14 protein-coding genes and 2 pseudogenes are annotated in these 22,077 nt (G+C 61.1%); 5 read left to right on the top strand and 11 right to left on the bottom strand.

The genetic code is table 11. From position 1 onward, the window contains the following. Positions 1 to 9 precede the first annotated feature (9 nt). Positions 10 to 771 (bottom strand): SDR family oxidoreductase, encoded by a 762-nt coding sequence (locus tag AC07ZE_RS08190; protein ID WP_207263121.1) that lies wholly within the window; start codon positions 769 to 771, stop codon positions 10 to 12. Positions 772 to 1,005: 234 nt separating this feature from the next. Between AC07ZE_RS08190 and AC07ZE_RS08185 the strand changes: the two genes are divergently transcribed. Then, positions 1,006 to 2,010 (top strand): NADP-dependent oxidoreductase, encoded by a 1,005-nt coding sequence (locus AC07ZE_RS08185; protein ID WP_207263119.1) that lies wholly within the window; start codon positions 1,006 to 1,008, stop codon positions 2,008 to 2,010. A 70-nt stretch (positions 2,011 to 2,080) separates the two neighbouring features. On the opposite strand, the gene pyrF is transcribed toward AC07ZE_RS08185, so the two are convergent. Next, positions 2,081 to 2,779, bottom strand: a complete 699-nt coding sequence (gene pyrF / locus AC07ZE_RS08180; protein WP_170948692.1) for an orotidine-5'-phosphate decarboxylase — start codon at positions 2,777 to 2,779, stop codon at positions 2,081 to 2,083. A 312-nt stretch (positions 2,780 to 3,091) separates the two neighbouring features. On the opposite strand from pyrF, the pseudogene AC07ZE_RS08175 reads away from it, so the two are divergent. Together AC07ZE_RS08175 and AC07ZE_RS08170 are read left to right on the top strand one after the other, a co-directional pair. Further along, positions 3,092 to 3,633 (top strand): annotated as a pseudogene (locus AC07ZE_RS08175) (response regulator); the annotation flags it as partial. Between the two features lie 48 nt (positions 3,634 to 3,681). Next, positions 3,682 to 4,631: pseudogene (locus tag AC07ZE_RS08170) on the top strand (sensor histidine kinase). A 127-nt stretch (positions 4,632 to 4,758) separates the two neighbouring features. Here AC07ZE_RS08170 and AC07ZE_RS08165 read toward each other — a convergent pair. The 3 genes from AC07ZE_RS08165 to aceK all read right to left on the bottom strand — a co-directional run bounded on the left by AC07ZE_RS08165 (position 4,759) and on the right by aceK (position 11,932). Continuing rightward, complete coding sequence (locus tag AC07ZE_RS08165; protein WP_207263117.1) at positions 4,759 to 5,880, bottom strand: beta-ketoacyl-ACP synthase III; 1,122 nt, start codon at positions 5,878 to 5,880, stop codon at positions 4,759 to 4,761. Positions 5,881 to 6,186: 306 nt separating this feature from the next. After that, positions 6,187 to 10,098 (bottom strand): ATP-dependent RNA helicase HrpA, encoded by a 3,912-nt coding sequence (gene hrpA / locus AC07ZE_RS08160; RefSeq protein WP_207263115.1) that lies wholly within the window; start codon positions 10,096 to 10,098, stop codon positions 6,187 to 6,189. 124 nt (positions 10,099 to 10,222) lie between these two features. Then, positions 10,223 to 11,932, bottom strand: a complete 1,710-nt coding sequence (gene aceK, locus AC07ZE_RS08155) for a bifunctional isocitrate dehydrogenase kinase/phosphatase (protein WP_207263105.1) — start codon at positions 11,930 to 11,932, stop codon at positions 10,223 to 10,225. A 157-nt stretch (positions 11,933 to 12,089) separates the two neighbouring features. Between aceK and AC07ZE_RS08150 the strand changes: the two genes are divergently transcribed. Continuing rightward, positions 12,090 to 12,998 carry a DMT family transporter gene (locus AC07ZE_RS08150; protein WP_207263103.1) on the top strand — a complete coding sequence of 303 codons (909 nt, stop codon included), beginning with the start codon at positions 12,090 to 12,092 and terminating at the stop codon, positions 12,996 to 12,998. A gap of 132 nt (positions 12,999 to 13,130) precedes the next feature. Here the strand turns inward: AC07ZE_RS08150 and AC07ZE_RS08145 are convergent, their stop codons facing one another. The 6 genes from AC07ZE_RS08145 to AC07ZE_RS08120 all read right to left on the bottom strand — a co-directional run bounded on the left by AC07ZE_RS08145 (position 13,131) and on the right by AC07ZE_RS08120 (position 20,530). Beyond that, positions 13,131 to 14,711, bottom strand: coding sequence for an aldehyde dehydrogenase (NADP(+)) (locus AC07ZE_RS08145; protein ID WP_207263101.1), 1,581 nt, complete (start codon positions 14,709 to 14,711; stop codon positions 13,131 to 13,133). A gap of 20 nt (positions 14,712 to 14,731) precedes the next feature. Further along, positions 14,732 to 15,727, bottom strand: a complete 996-nt coding sequence (gene araD1 / locus AC07ZE_RS08140) for an AraD1 family protein (RefSeq protein WP_207263099.1) — start codon at positions 15,725 to 15,727, stop codon at positions 14,732 to 14,734. 57 nt (positions 15,728 to 15,784) lie between these two features. Further along, positions 15,785 to 16,960 (bottom strand): L-rhamnonate dehydratase, encoded by a 1,176-nt coding sequence (locus tag AC07ZE_RS08135; RefSeq protein WP_007972458.1) that lies wholly within the window; start codon positions 16,958 to 16,960, stop codon positions 15,785 to 15,787. A gap of 279 nt (positions 16,961 to 17,239) precedes the next feature. Next, positions 17,240 to 18,244 carry a 4-hydroxythreonine-4-phosphate dehydrogenase PdxA gene (locus tag AC07ZE_RS08130; protein WP_207263097.1) on the bottom strand — a complete coding sequence of 335 codons (1,005 nt, stop codon included), beginning with the start codon at positions 18,242 to 18,244 and terminating at the stop codon, positions 17,240 to 17,242. Further along, complete coding sequence (locus tag AC07ZE_RS08125) at positions 18,241 to 19,197, bottom strand: amidohydrolase family protein (RefSeq protein ID WP_207263096.1); 957 nt, start codon at positions 19,195 to 19,197, stop codon at positions 18,241 to 18,243. Before AC07ZE_RS08125 ends, AC07ZE_RS08130 begins: the two co-directional genes overlap by 4 nt. Beyond that, positions 19,190 to 20,530, bottom strand: coding sequence for an MFS transporter (locus AC07ZE_RS08120; protein ID WP_259331937.1), 1,341 nt, complete (start codon positions 20,528 to 20,530; stop codon positions 19,190 to 19,192). Before AC07ZE_RS08120 ends, AC07ZE_RS08125 begins: the two co-directional genes overlap by 8 nt. Before the next feature lie 481 nt (positions 20,531 to 21,011). Here AC07ZE_RS08120 and AC07ZE_RS08115 point away from each other — a divergent pair, with 481 nt between their 5' ends. Continuing rightward, positions 21,012 to 22,028 (top strand): Bug family tripartite tricarboxylate transporter substrate binding protein, encoded by a 1,017-nt coding sequence (locus tag AC07ZE_RS08115; RefSeq protein WP_207263093.1) that lies wholly within the window; start codon positions 21,012 to 21,014, stop codon positions 22,026 to 22,028. Positions 22,029 to 22,077 lie beyond the last annotated feature (49 nt).

Here is a 22,077-nt window from a genome sequence, read left to right as displayed (position 1 = left end):
CGCTGGGTTTCAGAATGCGGTCACACCACCATCCACAGCCAGCGAATGCCCAGTGGTAAACGCCGCACCATCGCTGCAAAGGTAAAGCACCGCGCTGGCGATTTCCTCGACCTTGCCGATGCGGCCCACCGGGTGCATGGCGTTGGCGAACTCGCCCTTCTTCGGGTCGGCTTCATAGGCGCGACGGAACATATCGGTGTCGATCACCGCCGGGCATACCGCGTTGACCCGGATTTTTTTCTTGGCGTATTCGATGGCCGCCGATTTGGTCAAGCCGATCACTGCATGCTTGGAAGCGGCGTAGATGCTCATTTTCGGCGCAGCACCGAGACCGGCCACCGAAGCTGTATTGACGATGGCGCCCCCCCCCTGGGCCAACAGCAATGGCAACTGGTACTTCATGCACAACCAGACGCCTTTGACGTTGACGCCCATGATCGCGTCGAACTCCTCGGCGGTGCCTTCTGCCAGTTTGCCCTTCTCGATCTCGATGCCGGCATTGTTGAAGGCATAATCGAGACGGCCATAGGTATTGACGACCTCTTCCATCAGGTTTTTCACGTCGCTTTCTACTGTGACGTTACAGCGCACGAAGGTCGCTTCGCCGCCTGCTGTACGAATCAGCGCTACCGTCCCCTCACCGCCCGCTGTGTCCATGTCGGCCACCACCACTTTCAAGCCTTCGGCGGCGAACGCCTGGGCGGTCGCGCGACCAATGCCATTGGCTGCGCCCGTCACTACGGCGACCTGACCGGAAAACGTCATGCTCATTGTTATGCCCTCGAAGAGAAGTTTGCGGGGATCGGATTTTTTCAGTCTAGCCATGCGGCCCCTGACGCGGCAGCACTATCAGAAGGCCGGTTGGGCACCCATGAGTTGCAGTGATGGAACTGCCGTACCAACTATCACTGCACTGGATCAACCTGCATTCGCCGCATGAGCCAAACTTGCGACATCGCCCATGAAGGACTATCAACAAGGCTTCATTCATCTTGAGTCCCTGTCATGACTACCCAGACCAATCGCCAGTTCCTGCTCGCCAAACGTCCCGTCGGCGCGGCAACCCGCGAGACCTTCACCTATCAAGAAGTACCGGTCGGCGAGCCGGCGGCGGGTCAGATCCTGGTCAAGAACGAATACCTCTCGCTGGACCCTGCCATGCGTGGCTGGATGAATGAGGGCAAGTCCTACATCCCGCCGGTCGGCCTCGGTGAAGTGATGCGAGCCCTCGGTGTCGGCCAGGTCGTGGCGTCGAACAACCCCGGGTTCGCGGTCGGCGACTACGTCAATGGCGCTTTGGGTGTGCAGGATTATTTCCTCGGTGAACCGCGAGGCTTCTACAAGGTCGATCCGAAACTGGCACCGCTGCCGCGTTATTTGTCCGCGCTGGGCATGACCGGCATGACGGCTTACTTCGCCCTGCTCGACGTCGGCGCCCCCAAGGCGGGTGAGACGCTGGTGTTGTCCGGTGCAGCCGGTGCGGTGGGCAGCATTGCCGGGCAAATCGCCAAGATCAAGGGATGCCGGGTGGTCGGCATCGCCGGCGGCGCAGACAAGTGCAAGTTCCTGGTCGATGAATTGGGTTTTGACGGCGTCATCGATTACAAAAACGAAGACGTCATCGCCGGCCTCAAGCGTGAATGCCCGAAAGGTGTCGACGTGTATTTCGATAACGTCGGCGGCGACATTCTCGACGCGGTGCTGAGCCGGCTCAACATGAAGGCGCGTGTGGTGATCTGTGGCGCCATCAGCCAGTACAACAACAAGGAAGCGGTCAAAGGCCCGGCCAACTACCTGTCACTGCTGGTCAACCGTGCGCGCATGGAAGGCTTTGTGGTGATGGACTATGCCTCGCAGTTCGCCGCTGCCGGACAGGAAATGGCCGGCTGGATGGCCAAGGGGCAGCTCAAAAGCAAGGAAGACATTGTTGAAGGGTTGGAGACGTTCCCGGAGACGCTGATGAAGTTGTTCAGCGGGGAGAATTTCGGCAAGTTGGTGCTGAAGGTTTAACCCAACATTCGAAGTGCGCTAAAAAACATTGTGGGAGCGGGCAAGCCCGCTCCCACAGGTTTCGCGGAGTTTAGGCCAGCTCAGCTACAACGTTTGCCAGAGCTTTTGCAGGATCCGCCGCCTGGCTGATCGGACGGCCGATCACCAGATAGTCGGAACCCGCTTCCAGCGCCTGACGTGGAGTCAGGATGCGACGCTGGTCGTCCTGGGCGCTGCCCGCCGGACGAATCCCTGGCGTGACCAGTTGCAGCGACGGGTGCGCCGCTTTCAAGGCCTGGGCTTCCAGGGCCGAGCATACCAGGCCGTCCATCCCGGCTTTTTCCGCCAGGGCAGCCAGGCGCAGTACCTGTTCCTGCGGCTCGATATCCAGACCGATACCCGCCAGATCCTCACGCTCCATGCTGGTCAGCACGGTCACGCCGATCAACAGCGGCTGCGGACCACTGCGCTTGTCCAGTACTTCACGGCACGCAGCCATCATGCGCAAGCCGCCGGAACAGTGCACGTTGACCATCCACACACCCATTTCCGCAGCGGCCTTGACGGCCATGGCGGTGGTGTTGGGGATGTCGTGGAACTTGAGGTCCAGGAACACTTCGAAACCCTTGTCACGCAGGGTGCCGACGATTTCCGACGCGCAGCTGGTGAACAATTCCTTGCCGACTTTGACCCGGCACAGTTTCGGGTCCAACTGATCGGCCAGCTTCAGTGCGGCGTCACGGGTGGGGAAATCCAGGGCGACGATGATAGGAGTCTGGCAGGCGGACATGAGCGGGCTCTCAGGCAAGTCGAAATCGGCGCGCATTGTAGCGGAACCAGCGCCACTGCGGGACCCGATGATCGGTAAATCGTCGAGAACGCTCAGGCAAGACTAGCCTTTGCGGCAATTGTGTCGAGTTCGGTACATAGCTGACACGCCCACAACACCCTTGCCCGCTACCCTCGCCAGTCGCAACACGTCCTTACAGCACTTTGCGCCTGCGGGCCAGACGCCTATGCTGAAGCCACAACCTCGCCGCCTATCTTTGTGGTTGGCAGCCTATCCGGCAGATGAACACACGCATGCCCCCCCCACACACCTGTGAACGACGATCAAAAAGCGACCGGCGACGACAAACGCTGGAGCATTCGCGCCCTGATCGTCGACGATGACATCCCGATCCGCGAATTGATGATCGACTACCTGGTCCGCTTCAACATCCACGCCAGCGGCGTCACCGATGGCGCGGCCATGCGCCTGGCCATGCAAGCGGAGCATTTCGACGTGGTGGTGCTGGACCTGATGCTGCCCGGTGAAGACGGCCTGTCGCTGTGCCGCTGGCTACGTGCCGAGTCGGACATCCCGATCCTGATGCTCCCGCCCGCTGCGAACCCACCGACCGGATCATCGGCCTGGAACTGGGTGCCGACGATTACATGGCCAAGCCGTTCGAACCCCGGGAATTGGTGGCGCGCATCCAGACCATCCTGCGCCGGGTGCGCGACGACCGCACCGAACAACGGGCGAACATTCGCTTCGACAACTGGCGCCTGAACAGCGTACTGCGCCAGTTGATCGCAGCAGACGGCCTGGTGGTGCCGCTGTCCAACGCCGAATTCCGTCTGCTCTGGGTGTTCATCGAAGACCGTGCGCGGTGAAGGCTACCTGTTCGACGCCCGGGACATCGGCTGATGCGCGGGCGCTTCGATACGCTGTTCGGACGCCTGTTCGGCGTGCTGCTGCTGGCGATTATCCTGGCGCACCTGCTGGCCTTTGCCTGGTTTCATCATTACGGCCCACCGCCACCTCCGCCTCCACCACCGCAATTCTCCGAAGGATTCGACGGCCAACGCCCGCCGGATGACCCGCGCTTCGCCAATCGACCACCCCGGCCCTGGTTCGGTGGACCGCTGGTACCGCTGACCTTCCAATTTATCTCGCTGATCATTGCGGCCTGGTACGGCGCCAAACTGTTGAGTCGCCCGATCCAACGGCTCAGCGACGCATCATCGAGCAAGTGAAACAACGCTCGCGGATGCTCGGCGCGGTGTCCCACGACCTGCGCACGCCATTGTCACGGCTCAAGCTGCGGCTGGAACAGATCGACGACGACAGGCTGCAGGGCCAGATGCGCCAGGATCTGGACGATATGATCAGCATGCTCGACGCCACCCTCACCTACCTGCACGAACAACGCACCAGCGAGGCGCCGCAGTGGATGGACGTGCAGGCGCTGGTGGAGTCGTTGAGCGAAAACGCCCAGGACCAGGGCGCCGATGTCCAGGTCAGCGGCCACTGTGCACCGCTGCAAGTGCAGCCGATGGCGTTACGTTCCTGCGTCAACAACCTGCTGGACAATGCCCTGCGTTATGCCGGGCAGGCGCTGATTACCCTGGAGGATCATCGGGAAGAACTGTTGATCAGAGTGATCGACTACGGGCCGGGAATCGCGGCCGAGCAGCGCGAAGCGGTGTTTGAACCGTTCTTTCGCCTGGAGGGGTCGCGCAATCGCAACTCCGGCGGTGTCGGACTGGGCATGACCATCGCCCGCGAGGCGGCGGAACGTCTGGGCGGGCAGTTGAGCCTGGAAGAAACCCCGGGGGGCGGGTTGACCACCGTCATTCGCCTGCCGCGAGTTTGAATGACACCCCGACCCATTGTGGGAGCGAGCCTGCTCGCGAAGACGACGGCACATTCAACATCAATGCGGCTGACAGATCGCTTCGCGAGCAGGCTCGCTCCCACAGGGTTAGGGGTGAACCGCGGACTCAGCGCTTGCGCAGAATCACGCTACCGATCGAGTAACCGGCGCCGAACGAGCTGAGCACCGCCAGCGAACCGGCCGGCAGATCATCCTGATTTTTGTGGAACGCAATCACCGAACCGGCAGAGCTGGTGTTGGCGTAGGTGTCGAGAATCACCGGGGCTTCCTGCTCGGTGGCGTCTCGGCCCAGCAGTTTCTTGACTATCAAGTGGTTCATGCTGAGGTTGGCCTGGTGCAGCCAGAAGCGCTTCACGTCGCTGACGTTGAGCTGGTTCTCTTCCAGATGCGCACCGATCAGTTCGGCCACCATCGGGCAGACTTCCTTGAACACCTTGCGGCCTTCCTGGACGAACAGTTTGTCCTTGGCGCCGATGCCCTCTTCCGCCGCGCGGTTGAGGAAGCCGAAGTTATTGCGGATGTTGTTGGAGAACTTGGTCAGCAATTTGGTGCTGACGATGTCGAACTGGTACTTGGAGGTGGCCTGGTCGGCGCGTTCGATGATGACCGCGGTGGCAGCATCGCCGAAGATGAAATGGCTGTCACGGTCGCGGAAGTTCAGGTGACCGGTGCAGACTTCCGGGTTGACCATCAGGATCGCCCGGGCCTGGCCCAGCTGGATACTGTTGGCGGCGGTCTGGATGCCGAAGGTCGCCGAAGAACAGGCCACGTTCATGTCGAAACCGAAACCCTGGATGCCCAGCGCTTCCTGCACTTCAATGGCAATGGCCGGATAGGCGCGTTGCAGATTGGAGCAGGCGACGATCACGCCATCGATGTCCGCTGCGGTCTTGCCTGCGCGTTGCAAGGCTTGCTCGGCTGCGCCGATGGCCATCTGGCAAAGCACCGACCATTCGTCGTTGGTACGCTCCGGCAGGCGTGGCGCCATGCGTTGCGGGTCGAGGATGCCGTCCTTGTCCATGACAAAGCGGCTCTTGATGCCAGAGGCTTTTTCGATAAACGCTGCGCTGGACTCGGTCAACGCCTCGATTTCACCGCGCGCGATAGCGTCGGCATTATCGGCGTTGAATTGCGCCACATAGGTATTGAAAGACTGCACCAGCTCTTCGTTGGAGATGCTGTTGGCCGGAGTGTAAAGGCCGGTGCCGCTGATGACGACATTATGCATGGTCGTGTCTCTAATCTGTTCAGGCAGAAAGCATTGGTACCGACGTACCAATACACAAAGGGTCTATTCCCATCCTGGGGACGCAAACCTGGCATCGCTTTATTCCGTCGCGTGACCAGGTGAAGGCTCTAGTCCGCGAAACCGGCGTTTATGGTCGCGAAGTTTGCCATAAACCTTGGGTTTTGGCGCCTTTTGCAAGAACAAAGCGTTACTTGTGGGAGCGAGCCTGCTCGCGAAAGCGGTGGATCAGTCGCCGGTGGTGCCGTCTGAATTTACGCATTCGCGAGCAGGCTCGCTCCCACAGGTTCATGGCTCGACCTGGGCCCACTGCTTGCTCAGGCGCTTATCGGAAATCGGCACCTTGGTCCCCAATTGCTGGGCGAACAGCGAAACCCGGTATTCCTCCAGCCACCAGCGATACAGCTCCAGCTGCGGATCGCGCTTGCCTTCCTGAGCGTGTTTGTTGGCGCGGGTCTGGTATTGGGTCCAGAGATTGGACAATTCGCCACTCCAGACCCGGTCCTTCTGCACCTGGGTACCCAGTTTTTCGAAACGCTGCTCGATGGCCTTGAGATAACGCGGCAGCTCCTTGAGCCATTGCATCGGTGTTTCACGGACAAACCCCGGATACACCAGTTGGCTGAGCTGCTGCTTGATGTCGTTCAAAGCCACGGCTTGCGCCAGGTCGATCTTGCCCTTGAAGCGCTTTTGCAGGCCATGCCAGAGCTTGAGGATTTCCAGGGTCAACTTCGCCAAACGTTCGGCGTGTTCGGTCCAGACTCCTCGCTTGCGCTCAGCCAGCGACGCCAGTGCGGCACCGTCACGGGGCAGCGGGTCTTCGCCATCGAGAATGCAGCTATCGAGGCTGGCCAGCAGTATGTCTTCCACCAGCGCGTCGACGCGCCCCATGTCGCGGTACAGCAGGCCCAGTTCGGTCAGGCCCGGCAGCTTGCCACGCAGGAACTTCGCCGGCTCCGCCAACTGTTGCATCAGCAAGCGTTGTAACGCGCGGCGGTGCTGGAATTCGGCTTCGGCGGGCGTCGAAAAACGGCCTTCCTTGACGGTGCCACCCTCCTCCACCAGCGCCGGGTACACCGTCATCGACAGCCCGGCGATCTTCTGCTGGGTTTTCTCGGCCACGGCGGCGAATACTTTCGGCTCGACCGGTTGCTGGCTTTTCGCGGTTTGCGGCACGGCCAACGCGGCTTGGCTGGCCTCGGCGAAGCGCGCGGTAAGTTCGGCGAGGTCACGGCCTTCACCGAGGAATTTGCCCTGCGCGTCGACGATTTCCAGGTTCATCCGCAGATGGTTTTCCACCTGCTGCGCCGCTTCGGCCCAGGCTTCATCGCTGACCCGGGCGCCGGTCATGCGCAGCAGTTCGCGACCCAGTGCCTGGGGTAACGAACCTTCGGCGAAGGCCATGCGTTGCAAGGCGGCTTTGACGAAGTCCGGTACCGGTACGAAATTCTTGCGCAAGGCCTTGGGCAGGTTGCGCACCAGGGCAATGCACTTGGCCTCGATCACGCCGGGCACCAGCCACTCCAGTCGCTCCGGCGGCAGCATCGGCAACAGCGGTGCCGGTACGCGCAGGGTCACGCCGTCGCGCGGGTGGTTCGGCTCGAAGTGGTAGCTGAGCGCCAATTCCAGATCACCGATGTGCAGGGTGTCCGGGTAATGCTGGGCGGTGACTTCACTGGCCTCGCGGGCCAGCACGTCTTCTTCGCGCATGATCAGCAGCTGCGGGTCTTTCTGGCTGTTGATCCGGTACCAGCTGTCGAAGGTCGCCGTCTGGTGAATCTCCGCCGGCAGCCGCGCGTCGTAGAAAGCGAACAGGGTTTCTTCGTCGGCGAGAATGTCGCGGCGGCGGGCCTTGGCCTCCAGTTCGTCGAGCTGTTCCAGCAACTGCTTGTTGGCGGTCAGGCATTTGGCTTTCGACTGAATCTCGCCACGCACCAGCGCTTCGCGGATAAACAGTTCACGGGACACCACCGGGTCCACCGGGCCGTAGTGCACTGGCCGGCGACCGACCACGATCAGCCCGAACAGCGTGATCTGCTCGAAGGCCACGACCTGGCCACGCTTTTTCTCCCAATGGGGTTCGAAGTGGTTTTTCTTGATCAGATGCCCGGCCAGCGGCTCGATCCAGTCGGCGTCGATCTTGGCCACCATGCGCGCGTAGAGCTTGGTGGTTTCCACCAGTTCGGCGGTCATCAACCATTGTGGGCGTTTCTTGCCGATCCCCGACGAGGGGTGAATCCAGAAGCGTCGCTGGCGCGCGCCGAGGTAGTCGCCGTCTTCGGTTTTCTGGCCGATCTGGCTGAGCAGGCCCACCAGCACTGCTTTATGCAGCTTCGGGTAATCCGCCGGTTCTTTGTTGAGGCTCAGCTGCATGTCACGGCAAATCAGGCTCAACTGGCGATGGGAATCACGCCACTCGCGCAGGCGCAGGTAATTGAGGAAGTTCTTGCGGCACCAGTTGCGCAGCGGACTCGCGGTCAGCGCCTGGCGCTGCTCCTCGAACCCGCGCCATAGATTGACCAGCCCGGCGAAGTCCGAATCGGCGTCTTTCCATTGCGCGTGGGCCTGATCCGCCGCTTGCTGACGCTCCGGCGGACGTTCACGCGGGTCCTGGATCGACATGGCGCTGGCGACGATCAGCACTTCCTGCAAGCTGCCCAGCTTCGCCGCTTCCAGCAACATGCGGCCCATGCGCGGGTCCACCGGCAGCCGCGCCAGTTGGCGACCGAGCGGGGTCAGCTGGCTGTTGCGGTCCACCGCCGAGAGTTCTTGCAGCAGGTTGAAACCGTCGCTGATGGCCTTGCCATCCGGCGGCTCAATGAACGGGAACGCAGTGATCTCGCCGAGGCGCAGGTGCAGCATCTGCAAAATAACGGCTGCAAGGTTGGTCCGCAGAATTTCCGGATCGGTAAACTCCGGGCGCCCGAGGAAATCTTCCTCACTGTACAGACGCACGCAAATACCCGGCTCGACCCGTCCGCAGCGTCCTTTGCGCTGGTTGGCGCTGGCCTGGGAAATCGCTTCGATGGGCAGGCGCTGAACCTTGGCGCGGTAGCTGTAGCGGCTGATGCGCGCGGTGCCGCTGTCGATCACGTAGCGGATGCCCGGCACGGTCAGCGAGGTTTCCGCGACGTTGGTCGCCAGGACCACGCGACGCCCCGGGTGCGACTGGAAAATCCGCTGCTGCTCGGCCGGCGACAGGCGCGCATACAACGGCAGGATCTCGGTGTGCTTGAGCTGGGCCTTGCGCAGCATGTCGGCGGCGTCGCGAATCTCACGCTCGCCGGGCAGAAACACCAGCACGTCACCGGGGCTGCGGCGTTCGCTGCGTTCGTACGCGGCAATTTCGTCGAGGGTGGCGAGAATCGCCTGATCCACGGTCAGGTCGTCCTCGACGCGGTTGCCCTCTTCGTCCTGCTCCAGGGTCAGCGGGCGATACCAGGTGTCCACCGGGAAGGTGCGGCCGGAGACTTCGACAATCGGTGCGTCATCGAAATGTTTGGAAAAGCGCTCCAGGTCGATGGTCGCCGAGGTGATGATGACTTTCAGGTCGGGACGACGCGGCAGCAAGGTTTTCAGGTAACCGAGCAGGAAATCGATGTTGAGGCTGCGTTCATGGGCTTCGTCGACGATGATCGTGTCGTAGCGTTCCAGATAGCGATCGTTCTGGGTTTCCGCCAGCAGGATGCCGTCGGTCATCAGTTTGATCAGGGTGTTGGAATCGCTCTGGTCCTCGAAGCGCACCTGATAACCGACCAGCGCGCCCAGCGGCGTGCCCAGTTCTTCGGCGACCCGGCTGGCGACGCTGCGTGCCGCGATCCGCCGTGGCTGGGTGTGGCCGATCAAGCCATGCTGGCCGCGACCGATTTCCAGGCAGATCTTCGGTAACTGGGTGGTTTTACCCGAGCCGGTCTCGCCGGCGATGATCAGCACCTGATGCTTTTCCAGCGCCTTCTTGATTTCGTCGCGCTTGGCGGCGATGGGCAGGCTGTCGTCATAACGAATCACCGGCAGGCTGGCCTTGCGTGCCAGCACCTGATCACAGGACGCCTGCATGCGCGCCACCCATTGGGCCAGCTTGGCCTCATCAGGCTTCTTGCGCAGCTCAAGCAATTGCCGCCGCAACCGGTGGCGGTCGGCAAGCATGGCGTGATCGAGGTTTTTCAGCAGTTTGTCGATGGAGGGCGATTCGTCGGTCATCGGGTACGCAATTCAGTCGTCTAGTGGCGCAAGGTTGCGGATTGTCGCAGAAAAGCAGCTTCAAGCGGCAAACCTCACGCTACAAGATGAACGCAGCTTTATCTTGCAGCTTGAAGCTTGTGGCTTACAGCTGCTTCCTCCGATACGGGAACACATCAATTACCTTTCCCGCCCGAATCGCTTCCTGCAAACCCTTCCAGTAATCGGCGTTGTACAACTCGCCGTGCAGTTGATCGAACAACTTGCGCTGCCCGGAGTCGGCGAACAGGAACGGCGGAAACTCCTCCGGGAACACGTCCAGCGGGCCGATGGAGTACCAGGGCTCGGAGGCCATTTCATCTTCGGGTGTGCGCGGTGCCGGGATGTGACGGAAGTTGGCTTCGGTGAGGAAGCAGATCTCGTCGTAGTCGTAGAACACCACGCGACCGTGACGGGTGACGCCAAAGTTTTTCAGCAGCATGTCCCCGGGAAAAATGTTTGCCGCCGCCAGTTGTTTGATCGCCAGACCGTAATCGTCCAGCGCCTCGCGAACCTGCGCCTCGCTGGCGTTTTCCAGGTACAGGTTCAGCGGTGTCATGCGCCGTTCAGTCCAGCAGTGACGGATCAGCACCGTGTCGCCTTCGACCGATACCGTGGACGGGGCGACTTCCAGCAACTCCTCCAGGCACGCCGGATCAAACTTGCTCAGCGGGAACCGGAAATCGGCGAACTCCTGGGTATCGGCCATCCGCCCGACCCGATCGACGCTTTTCACCAGGCGGTACTTTTCGATCACCGTGGCACGATCGACGTTTTTCGATGGCGAGAAACGGTCCTTGATGATCTTGAATACGGTGTTGAACCCCGGCAGGGTGAACACGCTCATCACCATGCCGCGCACGCCCGGGGCCATGATGAACTGGTCGTCGGTGTTGGCCAGGTGATTGATCAGCGCCCGGTAGAACTCGGACTTGCCGTGTTTATAGAAACCGATCGAGGTGTACAGCTCGGCGATGTGCTTGCCCGGCAGGATGCGCTTGAGAAAACCAATGAACTCCGCCGGCACCGGCACATCCACCATGAAGTACGAACGAGTGAACGAGAAGATGATCGACACGTCGGCTTCGTCGGTGATCAGCGCATCGATCTGGATGCCGCGCCCCTCAAGGTGCAGCAGCGGAATCGCCAGCGGCCATTGCTCATCGGCGGTGTAGATACGTCCCACCAGGTACGCGCCCTTGTTGCGGTAGAGCACCGAGGAAAACAGCTCGACACTCAGCTGCGGGTCCTTGCACACCCAATCCGGCAGGTTTTCGCGCAGTTGCGCTTCAAGACGGCGCAGGTCGCCGGGCAGGTCGGCGTATTCCTCGCTGAAGCGGTAATCGGCAAAGATGCTTGCCAGCATGCCCGACAACTGGCCCTGGGGTTTGTAGGTACGGGTTTGCGCGGCCCTCGCCCGCCGCAGGCTCGGCCGGGTGGTGTGGATAAACATGCAGCCGTCGCTGATCAAGTCATGGCTGAACAGCCCACAGAAAATCGAGTTGTACCAGGTCTCCGACAGCTCATCGTCGAAGCGCAGGTCGATCAGGCTGATGTAGGCGCTTTTGACCAGCGGCCAGCAGCTGACGTCCAGCGTGTCGGTGTCGAAAGCGATGCGCAGTCGGTCGACCGTTTCGCTGACTTTCTCTTCGTAGAGGTTGATCCGCGCCGCCGAGGCGACTTGTGTCTCCTGCCACTGGGCCTGCTCGAAGCGTGCGCGGGCACCGTCGGTGATCTGCCGGAAGTGCTCGCGGTAATCGTCGAAGCCATCGAGGATCAAGCGGGCGATGTCGGCGGCTGGCCAATGCTGCGGCATGGTGAGACCTCTGCGGGAATTCGTGAGCCCTGAGCTTAGCCAGTGAAGCGGGTGCAGGAGAAGTGTAATTTTGCGCGCAGGTTATTTGCCCGTTTTCCGGTTGCCATGGATCAGCCGCTCGGCAACACTCTCGTCCCGATCAAGCAAGGAGAGCAGCGTGAACCCCGTCGATATAGTCCGTTTACTGTCACTGGCGGCCATCTGGGGTGCGAGTTTTCTGTTCATGCGCATCATCGCCCCGGTCATTGGCACGATTCCCACCGCGTTTTTCCGCGTATCGATCGCCGCCATCGGGCTGCTGGTGATTCTCGGATTGATGCGTATCAGCTGGGATTTCAAGGGCAAGCTCAAAACAGTGATGCTACTGGGGGTGATCAACTCCGGCATTCCCGCGACCCTGTATTCGGTGGCCGCGCAAGTGCTGCCCGCCGGTTACTCGGCGATTTTCAACGCCACCACACCACTGATGGGCGTGCTGATCGGCGGCCTGTTCTTCCATGAGCGACTCACCGGCGCCAAGCTCGGCGGCGTGTTTTTGGGGTTGTTCGGCGTTGGCGTCCTGACACGCGCCGGCCCCGTGGCGTTCGACATGGCATTGCTGCTGGGCGCCATCGCCTGCCTGCTCGCCACCACCTGCTATGGCTTCGCCGGCTTCCTCGCCCGCCGCTGGCTCGATCAGGCCGGTGGGCTCGACAGTCGTTTATCGGCGCTGGGCAGCATGCTGGGGGCGACCCTGTTCGTACTCCCGTTGTTCGGCTACAGCGTGATCAGCCAACCCCCGGTCAGCTGGGGTGGCTGGAACGTCTGGTTGTCGTTGTTGGGATTGGGACTGGTATGCACGGCGTTCGCGTACATCATTTACTTCCGCTTGTTGAGCTCGGTCGGCCCGGTGAAGTCGATGACCACGACCTTCCTGATCCCGCCGTTCGGGGTGTTGTGGGGGGCGTTATTTCTGGATGAGCCACTGTCGATGGCGCATATCTATGGCGGGGTGTTGATTGCGGCGGCGTTGTGGTTGGTGTTGAAGCCGGCGGTGAAGAAATCTGTTGAGGTGACGATCAGATAGCTCTGCGGTGCCGCTGATGCCGCCATCGCGAGCAGGCTCGCTCCCACAATGGATCTCCTGTGAACACAATACTTGTGAACACTGAGGTTAACTGTGGGAGCGAGCCTGCTCGCGAAAGCAATTGCCCAGACACTACAAGGCCGACTGACCCATCTCCCCATCCACCAACCGCCGAATCCCCAGCGGATTAGCGTTTTGCAACGCCTCAGGCAACAATGCATCCGGATAATTCTGGAAGCACACCGGGCGCAGGAAGCGGTCGATGGCCAGGGTGCCGACCGAGGTGCCGCGCGAGTCGGACGTCGCCGGATACGGCCCGCCATGCACCATCGCTTCGCACACCTCGACGCCGGTCGGATAGCCATTGAGCAGAATCCGCCCGACCTTCTCTTGCAGCAACTCCGCCAGCCAGCGGTACTCCAGCAATTCGCCCGCCTCGCCGATCAGCGTCGCCGTCAGTTGCCCGCGCAGGCCGTGCAGCGCTGCGGCCAACTGTGCGCGGTCCTCGACTTCGATGACGATAGTGGTCGGCCCGAACACTTCTTCCTGAAGCAATTCATCGCCCTTGAGCAGCAGGCTGACATCAGCCTTGAACACCTGTGGTTGCGCCTGATTGCCCTGTTGCGGCTTACCCGCCAGGTGCGTCACTCCTGGGTGTTCGTGCAGTTCGCCCAGGCCTCGGCTGTAGCTGGCCAGTGCGCCGGTGTTGAGCATGGTTTGCGCCGGTTGCTGGTTCATGCTGGCGCAAAAGGTTTGCAAAAAAGTGCTGAACTGCGGCGAACGCAGGCCGATGACCAGGCCGGGGTTGGTGCAGAACTGACCGCACCCCAAGGTCACCGAACCGGCCAGTTGCGCAGCGATCTGCTCGCCGCGCACGGTCAGCGCTTCGGGTAGCAGGAATACCGGGTTGATGCTCGACATCTCCGCGAACACCGGAATCGGCTGAGGCCGGGTCGCCGCCATGTGACTCAGGGCGTTGCCGCCCTTGAGCGATCCAGTGAAGCCCACCGCCTGAATCGCCGGATGCTTGACCAGCCACTCACCGACGCCAGCCCCATAGATCATGTTGAATACACCAGCCGGCATCTCGGTACGTTCGGCGGCGCGGATGATCGCGTCCGCCACCCATTCGGCCGTTGCCATGTGCCCGCTGTGGGCCTTGAACACCACTGGGCAACCGGCGGCCAATGCCGAGGCGGTATCGCCACCGGCGGTGGAAAATGCCAGCGGAAAGTTGCTGGCGCCGAACACCGCCACCGGACCTAGTGCGATACGGTACTGACGCAGGTCCGGGCGTGGCAGCGGTTGGCGATCGGGCAATGCGCGGTCGATCCGCGCACCGTAGAAATCCCCGCGACGCAGCACCTTGGCGAACAGACGCAACTGGCCACTGGTGCGACCGCGCTCACCTTGAATGCGCCCGACCGGCAACGCGGTTTCGCGGCACATGGTGGCGACGAACTCATCACCCAGTGCATCGATTTCGTCGGCGATGGCGTCGAGGAACGTCGCGCGTTTTTGCGCGCTGAGGTTGCGGTAGATCGGGTACGCCGCGGCAGCGGCTTTGGCGGCGGCATCCACTTCAGCTTCGCTGGCCTGAAAGAAACGGGCTGGCAAGGGTTCACCGGTGGTAGCGTCGAGACTTTGCAGTTGCAAGGTGCCGTTGGCGCTACGACGCCCGCCGATGTAGTTGTGTCCAAGTACCGATGTCATGGTTTTTTCCTTTGGAAGACTTAAAGCGCACGCACCTGACCGATTGGCAACGGTTGGGCACTTTCACCGATACCGTTTTCCAGTGGCGCACCAAACTCCTCGAGGCTGATCTGGAAACGATCACCAGGCCGGGTTTTCACGCTATCGGCGAACGACAGCGTGGCGGTGCCGAAGTAATGCACATGGACATCGCCGGGGCGCAGAAACTGTGCGTACTTGAAGTGATGGAATTCCAGGTTGGCGAGGCTGTGGCACATGTTGTCTTCGCCGCTGAGAAACTCCTTTTCCCAGAGTGTTTCGCCATTGCGGGTGATGCGGCTGGTGCCGGCCAGATGCCGAGGCAGTTCACCGACGCGCAGCTCCGGGCCATAGGCGCAAAAGCGCAGTTTAGAATGGGCGAGGTACAGGTAGTTGCGTCGCTCCATCACATGGTCGGAAAACTCGTTGCCCAGGGCATAACCGAGGCGATATGGCTGGCCGTCGTCGCCGATCACGTAAAGCCCGGTCAGCTCCGGTTCTTCGCCGGCATCCTCGGCAAACGGCGGCACAGGGAAATCCGCACCGGGACGCACGACGATGCTGCCGTCGCCCTTGTAGAACCACTCCGGTTGCGCGCCGGCCTGCCCGTGCGCCGGCTTTCCGCCCTCCAGGCCCCATTTGAACATGCGCATGGTGTCGGTCATGCCGGCTTCCACCGCGCCGTCCTGCTGGTGCATCTTGTCCCGGGCCGAGGCGCTGCCCAGATGGGTCAGGCCCGTGCCGCTGATCAGGCAATGGGCCGGGTCTTCATGGTCCAGGGGTGGCAGGATCCGGCCCTGCTGCAACAGTTGCGCGTAGTCAGGGCCCGGCTCGGTACCGCGCTGCGCGACCTCCTCTTGCAGGCTGCGTTTGGCGCGGATCGCCGCGAGTGCCAGTTCACGGGTGCTGCGAGTGTCACGCAGCACCTGAACCTGTGAGCCCTCGACGACGCCAACCTGGCGTTCACCGGCGGTGTTTTCAAATTGAATCAGGCGCATGACGGCCCTCCGGAAAGTCGTGGATTTGTGGTGAGGGATTCATCCCTCACCACAGGGTCACTCGATGATGTTGAAGTCGCTCAGGTACTCATCGGAGATTTCCAGGCCCAGGCCCGGCTTGTTGTCGTCAAGCTGGATGTAGCCGTTGACCGGTTGCGGTTCGCCCTTGAACACGTAGTAAAAGAGTTCGTTGCCGACTTCGACGTCGAACACCGGGAAGAACTCGGCCATCGGCGAGGCAGTGGTGGACATGGTCAGGTGGTAGTTGTGCATCTGTCCGGCGTGGGGAATCACCGGCACCGACCAGGCTTCGGCCATGGCGTTGATTTTGCGCGCGGCAGTGATGCCACCGACGCGGTTGGTGTCGTACTGGATGACGTCCACGGCGCGGCGTTCCAGCAGGTCCTTGAAGCCGTAGGAAGTGAATTCGTGCTCACCGCCGGAGATCGGCATGATCCCCATTTTTTTCAGCTCGATATATCCCTCGATGTCGTCGGCGATCACCGGTTCCTCGAGCCAGCGCGGTTCGAACTCGGCGAGTTTGGGCAACATGCGCCGCGCGTATTCCAGGGTCCAACCCATGTAGCACTCGAGCATGATGTCGACGTCGGGTCCGGCCAGTTCACGCAGGGCGCGCACTTGTTCGATGTTGCGACGCATGCCCGCCGGACCGTCTTTCGGACCGTAGCCGAAACGCATCTTCAGCGCGGTGAAACCCTGGTTCAGATAGCCCTGGGCCTCTTCGAGGAACAGGTCGAGGTTGTCATTGGCGTAGAGCTTGGAAGCATAGGTCCAGATCTTTTCCTTGGTGCGGCCACCCAGCAGTTTGAACACCGGCTTGTTCACCGCTTTGCCCATGATGTCCCAGATCGCGATGTCGATGGCCGAGATCGCCGCCATGCCGATGCCTTTACGACCCCAGGCGTGGCTCTGACGGTACATTTTTTGCCAGATGTATTCGTTGTCGAACGGGTCTTCGCCGATGGCGATGGGTGCCAGATACGTGTCGATGATTTCCTTGGCCACACGGGGCGCCAGCGCGCAGTTACCGATGCCGACAAGACCGGTGTCGGTCTCCACTTCAACCACCAGCCAACCGTGAAAACGGAACGAGCCCATGGCGTCGCCGCGCTCGAACAGGATGTCGCTGGCGTTAGTGCAGAAGTGCGCTTGAGGGGGGACGACTTTGCCTTTCCACTCGAAAACGCGGGTGCGGATTGCTTTGATTTTCATGGATACGGATTCCTTGCGCTGCTGGCTTCTTGTAGTTGTTGTTGAGTTGATGGAGCGACTTTAGCCAGCGCTCGGGAGTGGCGGATAATCACTTATGCGTATCCGGCGATAACCTGGGGTGATACCAAAAAACGGTTATTGGGTAGATCGAGTTATCGGGCACTCACAAACAACTGTGGGAGCGAGCCTGCTCGCGAAAGCGGCAAGACAGTCACTGCAATAGTGTCTGTCAGGCCGTCTTCGCGAGCAGGCTCGCTCCCACAGGGGTACTGCATTCGATCAGTCGCTGTTGCCCCCCATCCGGCAGGCGATCTCGAATGCCTGGCGAGTCGCGCCGACGTTGGCCTTGCCCTGCCCCGCGATGTCGAACGCGGTGCCGTGGGCCGGGGTGGTGATCGGGATCGGCAGGCCGCCCTGCACGGTCACACCGCGGGAGAAGCCCATCAACTTGATCGCGATCTGGCCTTGGTCGTGGTACATCGTGACCACCGCATCGAAAGCGCTGGCATCACCCTGGACCTTGAGGAAAATCGTGTCCCCCGGATACGGCCCTTCCGCTGCGATTCCCAACGCCTGGGCAGTGCGTACCGCCGGACTGATGATGTCCAACTCCTCGCGGCCAAAAGAGCCGTTGTCGCCGTTGTGCGGGTTCAGGCCGCAGACACCGATGCGCGGTCTTTCCAAACCGTTGCGCTTGAGTGCGGTGTCGATCAGTTGAATCGCTTCTACCACGCGCTTTTCATTCAGCAGACCTGAAACATCGGCCAGCGCCACATGGGACGTCACCCGTGAAGTCCAGAGGTTGTCGAGCACGTTGAACTCGCAGAATGGCCCGTGGAAATCCAGCAGCTCGGCGAACCAATGCAACTCGTCGCTGTGGGCCATGCCGGCCATGTGCAGTGAGGTTTTGTTCAGTGGCCCGAACAGCACCGCGTCAGTGATCCCGGCCTCGGTCAGGCGCAGGGCTTTTTCCAGCGTGTCGAGGCTGTAGCGACCGCCGATCACACTGGCTTGGCTGCGCGGGAATTCACCGATCGTATCGCCACGAAAATCATAGAACAGCGGCGTGTCGTCGACGAACGACAGCTGCTCGAGCGACTCCACGCGACGATAGGGAAACTCTGTCCCGGCGATGCGCATGCCACGACGCATTTGCGCCTCGTCGGCAATCAGGATGACATGGGCCTGGCTGCGCACTTCAGGCTCGCCGAGCAAGCGTGCGATCAGTTCCGGGCCAATACCCGCCGGGTCCCCCAGGACCATGGCGATGGTGGTTTTTTTCATGCTTCACTCCTCAGGGGTTCAGGCCACGCCCGGTCGATGGCGCAAGGTTCGCAGCGGTAAACCCGCTGCGCGTTGCTGTAGAACAGTCGCTCCTGATCGGCCACTGGCAGATCGGCGACGATGGATTTGAAACCGCTGTAAATGTCATCGAACGAGCCGCACAGGCTGTCCACGGGAAAATTGCTGGCGAACATTGCCCGTCGGGTACCGAACATCGCAATAATCTCGCGCACGACCCAGGCGTTGTCGATGGCGCGCCATGCCCGGCCAGCCTGGCCCAGGCCGGAAATCTTCACCTGCACGTTGGGCCACTCGGCCAGCCGCGCCATCGCAACCCGCCACCCCGCCAGGCCTTCAGCGCTGCGGTCGTTGGGTAATCCGGCGTGGTTGAGAATCAGGGTGATGCCGGGAAAGTCCCGGGCCAACCGTTCAGCTTCGGGCAGGTTCCACCACGGCGTCTGCAAATCGAAATGCAGCCCCAATCCTTCCAGCGCGGCGTAACTGCGCCGCCAGCGTTCGTCGCTCATCAGGCTTCGCACACGACCGAACTGCTCGGGTGACGTCGCGCCGCCGGGTTTATGCCGCACGCTGCGCACACACTTGTAACTGGCCTGTTCAGTCAACACCGCGATGGCGTCTGGATGGTCCAGCCAGGCTTGGGCGACGATCGCATTCGGCACGCCGTAGCGGGCGGCCAATTGCTCGATGAAACGGGTCTCGCCAATCGGGTCTTGCGGGTTCCATTCGGTCTCGACGTACACCGTTTGCACCACCCGGTGTTCACCGGCATCGGCGAAATAATCCTCGGGAAAATAGCGCCGCTTGATCGCACTGTAATCGCCATAGCGAAACGGGATGTTCGCCTGTGGCGCGAGCCACGGGTGATCGTTGATGGCGGGGTCCCAGAAGTGATGATGGGCGTCGATGATCGGGCCACTCCAGCGCTTATCCATGGCGTACCTCGTCGAGACTGATGAACAACGTGGCGAAGACAAACACCGCCGAACACGCTGCAAAGAACCCGAGTACAGGGGCAAATCCGCCGGTCACCTGCAGAATCACGCCCACCAGAATCGGCACCGCTATACCGCCCGTGCTGCCGGCCATGTTCATCACACCGCCGATCAGACCAACCCGCGCCGGAGCGGCCAGCAACGCCGGGAAGCTCCAGTAGAGACTGCCCCACATCAGGAAAAACGCGGTCATGGCCAACAACGCCACAGCGGCAAAAGGGTTGCTCAGGGTCGGCAACAGCAGGAATGCGCCGAGGGCCACCAGGCCGGAGAACGCCAGCAGGCTCTTGACTGCCACCCCGCGACTGACGCCCCTGCGGATCAAGCCATCGCACAGAAAACCACCGGTCAACGAACCCAACGCGCCGCAGACGAAAATCACGAACGTTGCCGCACCGATACCCTTGATATCAAAGCCTCGGGCCTGGGACAGATAACTCGGTCCCCAGGTCAGCAAACCGAAGTACACCATGGCCCAACTGGCCCGGCCGATCAGCAAACCGCTCAGGGAACGGGCAGCGATGCCCAAACCTTTTACCGGCACACGGGCGGCTTCGGCAGCCGCAGTGGCGCGTCCGGCGTTGATCTTCTCCAGCTCCTGAACATTGACCTGCGGGTGGCTGGCCGGGTCATCGCGCAGATAACGCCGCGCCAGCCAGGCCAGTACCAGTGTCGCGACACCGGCGATCACGAACGCCAGACGCCAGGAATCGAGCGAAGCAATCAGGTAGGCGATGATCAGCCCGCCGAGGGCCACGCCCAGTGGGCTGCCGCTGTCCATCAGCACCGCGCCGCGACTGCGCTCGCTGGGCGCCAGCCAGAGGGAAATCAACTTGCCGCCGGACGGAAACAACGGAGCCTCCGAAGCCCCCAGCGCCACTCGGGCGAACAGCAAAGACAAACCACCGGTAGCAAACGCCGCCAACACCTGGAACGTGCCCCACAGCCCGGTGGACCAACTGATCACCCGATGCGGTCCGAAACGATCGATCAGCCAGCCACCAGGAATCTGCAACAGGGCATAGGCCCAGAAAAAGCTGCTGAGGATCAGGCCCTGAGTGCTGGGCGACAGGGAAAATTCTTGGGCAATGGTCGGCATCGCGATGGACAGCGAGACCCGATCGATCAGGTTGACCATGGTCAGGGCGAAGATGATCGCGAAGATCCGCCAGCGCACATTGCTGGCCTTGACGGTGGAGGCCTGCGATGTTGCCGCAGCGGCGGGCGAAGCATCGGTGCCGGGCAGATGCAGGGAAGCACTGGGACGAGCCATGGTGCGTACCTCTTTATTATTTTTGTAGGGAACAACCTTATTGCAGTCTGTGGGAGCGAGCCTGCTCGAAGAATTCAAAAGCGCCGCGGTCAGTCAGTTAACAAGCGTTTTCGTTAACGACCATCGCGAACAGGCTCGCTCCCACAGACCGCGTTGGCGAGCACTATCGAAGGCTCGGTGATAACCGTCTAATCAAAACTTGAAATCAGGCGATAGCCTCGAGTTATGGCATACCGGACTTTCACTGAGCTTTCAGGGGACAGGTTCTGTTTCGACTTATTGCACATTCCGCTCTAGTCCGAAGCTTTGCGCCATTACCGCGGCGTTTGCTTCGGCGAGCTATAACCCCAGGCTATCGGTGTATGTATTGTTTTGAGTAGACGCGACGACGCAGCCTTCCCACACTCGGCCCAGGCTTGCGGCTTTACCGCACAGACAAGCCGCCCATAACAATTACAAAAACACAAAACGAGGCCCTTCCATGCGAAATGCATTCGTCCGTCGCACATCCCGTCTGTTTCTTGGCTGCACGCTGATCGCCGCAGGCAGTCTTCCCGCACTCGCTCAAGCCGCATGGCAACCTGACAAGAACATCGAAATCGTCGTTGCCGGTGGCCCCGGTGGCGGTACCGACCAGCTCGGTCGCCTGATCCAGTCAATCATCACTACCCACAAACTGCTCGACGTCAACACCATCGTCCTCAACAAGGGCGGCGGCAATGGTGCCGAAGCCTTTCTCGACATGAAGATGAACAAAGGCGATCCCGAGAAGCTGGTGATCGGCACCAATAACATCTACCTGTTGCCGCTGGTGTCCAAGCTCGGCTACCAGTGGCAGGAACTGACGCCGATTGCCGCCGTGGCCGAGGATGACTTCATTCTCTGGAGCTACAAGGGTGCGCCATGGAAAGACGCCAGGGGTTTCTACGAAGCGGCGAAGGCCGATCCCTCGAAGCTGCGCATGGGTGGCAGCCAGTCCAAGGATGTCGACCAGACCCTGACCTTGCTGCTGAACCAGACCAACAACAGCAAACTGGTGTACATCCCGTTCAAGAGCGGCAGTGAAGCCGCGACGCAATTGGCCGGTAAACATATTGCCGCCAACGTCAACAACCCCAGTGAAAGCATCAGTCAATGGCGCGGCGACCAGGTCGAACCACTGTGCGTGTTCAGCAAGGAACGCATGAACTACACCGATAAAGTCGCCGGCGATAAATCCTGGGCCGACGTGCCCACCTGCCATGAACAGGGGCTGGGCATCGATCAGTACCGCTTCCCGCGCACCGTGTTCATGCCCGGTGACATCAGCACCGAACAGCGCGCGTTCTACGTCGAGCTGATGCGCAAAGTCACCGAGACTCCGGAGTTCAAGGCCTACGTCAAGCAGAACGCACTGGTACCGACCTTCCTGGAAGGCGAACCGCTGACCGCCTACATCGAAAAAGACACGGCTCGCGTCACTCCGGTGTTCAAGGAAGCCGGCTGGCTGAAAAACTGAGTTGTTCACGGCCGTTCGCCCGCGAACGGCCTTCACCTGCTGGAGGTGA

The sequence above is a fragment of the Pseudomonas sp. GW101-3H06 genome (assembly GCF_059424605.1).
The sequence above is the reverse complement of the archived record's forward strand: the minus strand, read 5'-3'. Positions and strand labels throughout refer to the sequence as shown.